The organism is Pseudomonas sp. CGJS7 (assembly GCF_036961695.1).
Genome location: NZ_JBAMDI010000277.1, coordinates 1 through 3,002, shown reverse-complemented (window position 1 = coordinate 3,002; position 3,002 = coordinate 1). Strand labels below are relative to the sequence as shown.

Sequence of the window (3,002 nt, the reverse complement as noted above, 5' to 3'; positions counted from 1 at the left end):
TCCGCCTCGCCGGGCGCGTGCTAGCCTCCTGGTCCTCTCGCAGCAGAGTCGCGCATGTCGAAGGACCAGGGCGCCGACAAGACCGAGCCGCCTACCCAAAAAAAGATCCGCGACGCCCGCAAGGAAGGCAATGTCGCCAAGAGCAAGGAGCTGACCAGCACCGTGTTGCTGCTCGGCTGGGTGGTGTGCGGCTGGCTGATGCTGGACTTCATGCGCACCAAGCTGATCCGGCTGTTCGAGACCAGCCTGAAGGCGATCAACCAACCCTTCAACGACGCGCTGCGCGAAGTCGGCGGCGCCGCGTTCGATGCGCTGCTGTGGCTGACCCTGCCGTTGCTGACGATGGCGGTGTTCCTGGGCGCGGTGATCGAGTTCCTGCAGGTCGGCCCGGTGCTGAGCCTGGGCAAGGTCAAGCCCAGCCTGGACAAGATGAATCCAGCCGAGGGCGTCAAGAAGATGTTCTCGATGGACAACTTGGTCGAGCTGGTCAAATCGACCATCAAGAGCGCGGCCTTGATCGGCATCGGCGTGTTCGTGATCTACAAGATGATGGCCCAGCTGATGCTGCTGCCGTACGCCCCGCCCGACGCGATCGGCTCGGGCGTGTGGTACGGGCTGGTGCGGATCGGGATCTGGACGATCTTCGTGTTCTTCTTCGTCTCGGCCATCGACGTCTGGTATCAGAAGTTCGCCTACATCAAGCAGTTGCGGATGAGCCGGCGCGACATCCAGCAAGAGGTCAAGGAGAGCGAGGGCGACCCGCACGTGAAGAGCCGGCGGCGGCAGTTGCATCAAGAGTGGTCGCAGCAGAACATGCTCAATGCCGTCCGCCAATCCAACGTCGTCGTGACCAATCCCACCCACATCGCCATCGCCCTGCAATACGAGCACGGCATCACCGAGCTGCCGTTGGTGGTGGCCAAGGGCGAGGGCTACATGGCCGAGCAGATCAAGCGCGCCGCGGCCGAGGCCGGGGTGCCGATCCTGCAGAACGTCGAACTCGCGCGCGGCCTCAACGAGCGCGCGGAATTGGACGAATACATCGGCAACGAGTTCTTCGAAGCGGTGGCCGAAGTCCTGCACTGGGCCGAGAGCGTGCGCCGCTTGCGCGACGGCGATACCAGCGAAATGGAAATGCCGCAGCCGCTGGATTGAGCGGCGTTCGGCACCCATGCAGCGCGACTGCGGTCGCTACCTGTAGGAGCGGCGCGAGCCGCGACCGCGATGTGTCCGTTTGCGGCGCGATCCATGCGGCAGGCGCTTATCGCAGGCTTCGCTAGAAGCGAAAATCGCGCCGTAGCTGCGGTTTCGCGGTCGCAGCTCGCGCAGCTCCTACAACGAGCAAGACCAGAGGCTAGCCGCCGAACACTTTGTGCAACGCTTCCAGCAACCCGCGATTGCCGGACAACCGATCCAGCACGATCTCCACATACACACCCAGCATCAGCAGGATGATCCAGGTCGCCAACCAAGCCTTGATCGGCATGGTGATGGTGAACACATTGAGCTGCGGCGCGAACCGATTGACCAAACCGAAGGACAGATCGATCAGCATCAGCACCACCATCACCGGCGCGGCCATCACCAGCAGCGCGGTCATCAGATAACTGAACTGGCCGACGAACAATTCCATCCCCGCCGCATGCAGCTGCGGGAAGAACGACACCACCGGCCACATCGCGTAGCTGGACAGCAGCAAATCCAGAAACACCAGGAACGCGCCGCTGGCCATGAACAGCCACGCCGCGAACTGGGACAGGAAATTGCCGTGCAGCGAGGCCTGATGGCCCTGGATCGGGTCCATCACCTGGGCCAGAGTCATGCCGACCTGGGTATCGACCACGTTGCCGGCGGCGCTGATCGCCCAGAACACCATGCCGAAGCAGAAGCCGATCGACACGCCGATGAACAATTCCTTGAGGATGATCGGCGCGAAGTGCAGCGCGTTCAATTGATTGAGCGGGATGCCGTTCATCGCCACCGGAATGGCGACGATCGCCAGGCTCACCATGAAACTGTTGCGCACCATCGGCGGCATGTTTTCGTTGGTGATCAGCGGCAGCATCATGAACGAGCCGATCACCCGCGGCAGCACCAGCCCCAGCGCGATCAGCAGATTGCCGTAGGAGTCGAAGTTCATCGCGAGCGGCGGGCGGCGCCGGCCATCAGTGCCGGACCATGCCGGGGAAGTCGATGAAGATGCGGTCGGCGAAGGTGTACAGGGTGCCGCCGATCATCGAGGCGGTGACGAACAAGGTCACCACGATCACGGTGAATTTGATCGCGTAGGCGAAGGTCTGCTCTTGCAGCTGAGTCGCGGCCTGGATGAAGGCCACCACCAAACCCACCGCGGCCGCGGCGACCACCGGCGGACCCGACAGCAGCAGGGTCAGCCACAGGGCCTGTTTGGTCATTTCGAGCATGTCGCCCATAAGTGCGCCGGTATTCGTGATTAGGGATTCGGGATTGGCAAATCAGTAGCGGAAGCCAGAGGCGGATCGAGGCGGCGGGATGGCGCTGGTGCGCATCCCCAATCGCTGATCTCCCATCCCGGCTTCATCCGCCGTACGTCAGCACCAACCCATGCACCAACTTGGCCCAGCCGCCGATCAGCACGAACAGCAACAGCTTGAACGGCAGCGAGACCGTGGTCGGCGAGAGCATCATCATGCCCAGCGAGAGCAGGATGTTGGACACCACCAGATCGATGATCAGGAACGGCAGGAAGATCAGGAAGCCGATCTGGAACGCCGCGGTGAGCTCGCTCACGGTGAAGGCCGGGATCACCACGATGAAATCGTTGACGCTGATGTCGCCGCGCGCGTTGACCGGCAGCAGGCGCTGGGCGCTGCGCAGGAAGAACGCGCGCTCGGCGTCGCTGGAATGCTTGATCAGGAACGCGCGCAGCGGTTCCTTGCCGGCGTCCATCAGCGCGAGCATGCGCGCGGCGTCCATCTTGCCGCCGCCCAACAGCGGGCCGGCCGGCGCGGCGGGTTTCTTCG

At 63.2% G+C, this 3,002-nt stretch carries 3 protein-coding genes and 1 pseudogene; 1 reads left to right on the top strand and 3 read right to left on the bottom strand.

Annotated features, from left to right (window positions below):
- The first annotated feature begins 54 nt into the window (after positions 1–54).
- Entirely contained in the window at positions 55–1,155 is a 1,101-nt protein-coding gene (gene sctU, locus V7787_RS52620) for a type III secretion system export apparatus subunit SctU (RefSeq protein WP_336095430.1), read from the top strand.
- 199 nt (positions 1,156–1,354) lie between these two features.
- On the opposite strand, the gene sctT is transcribed toward sctU, so the two are convergent.
- The 3 genes and pseudogenes from sctT to V7787_RS52605 form a co-directional block, all read right to left on the bottom strand.
- Positions 1,355–2,140 carry a type III secretion system export apparatus subunit SctT gene (sctT, locus tag V7787_RS52615; RefSeq protein WP_336095429.1) on the bottom strand — a complete coding sequence of 262 codons (786 nt, stop codon included), beginning with the start codon at positions 2,138–2,140 and terminating at the stop codon, positions 1,355–1,357.
- 25 nt (positions 2,141–2,165) lie between these two features.
- Positions 2,166–2,432, bottom strand: coding sequence for a type III secretion system export apparatus subunit SctS (gene sctS, locus V7787_RS52610; protein WP_336095428.1), 267 nt, complete (start codon positions 2,430–2,432; stop codon positions 2,166–2,168).
- Positions 2,433–2,556: 124 nt separating this feature from the next.
- Positions 2,557–3,002: pseudogene (locus tag V7787_RS52605) on the bottom strand (hypothetical protein); the annotation flags it as partial.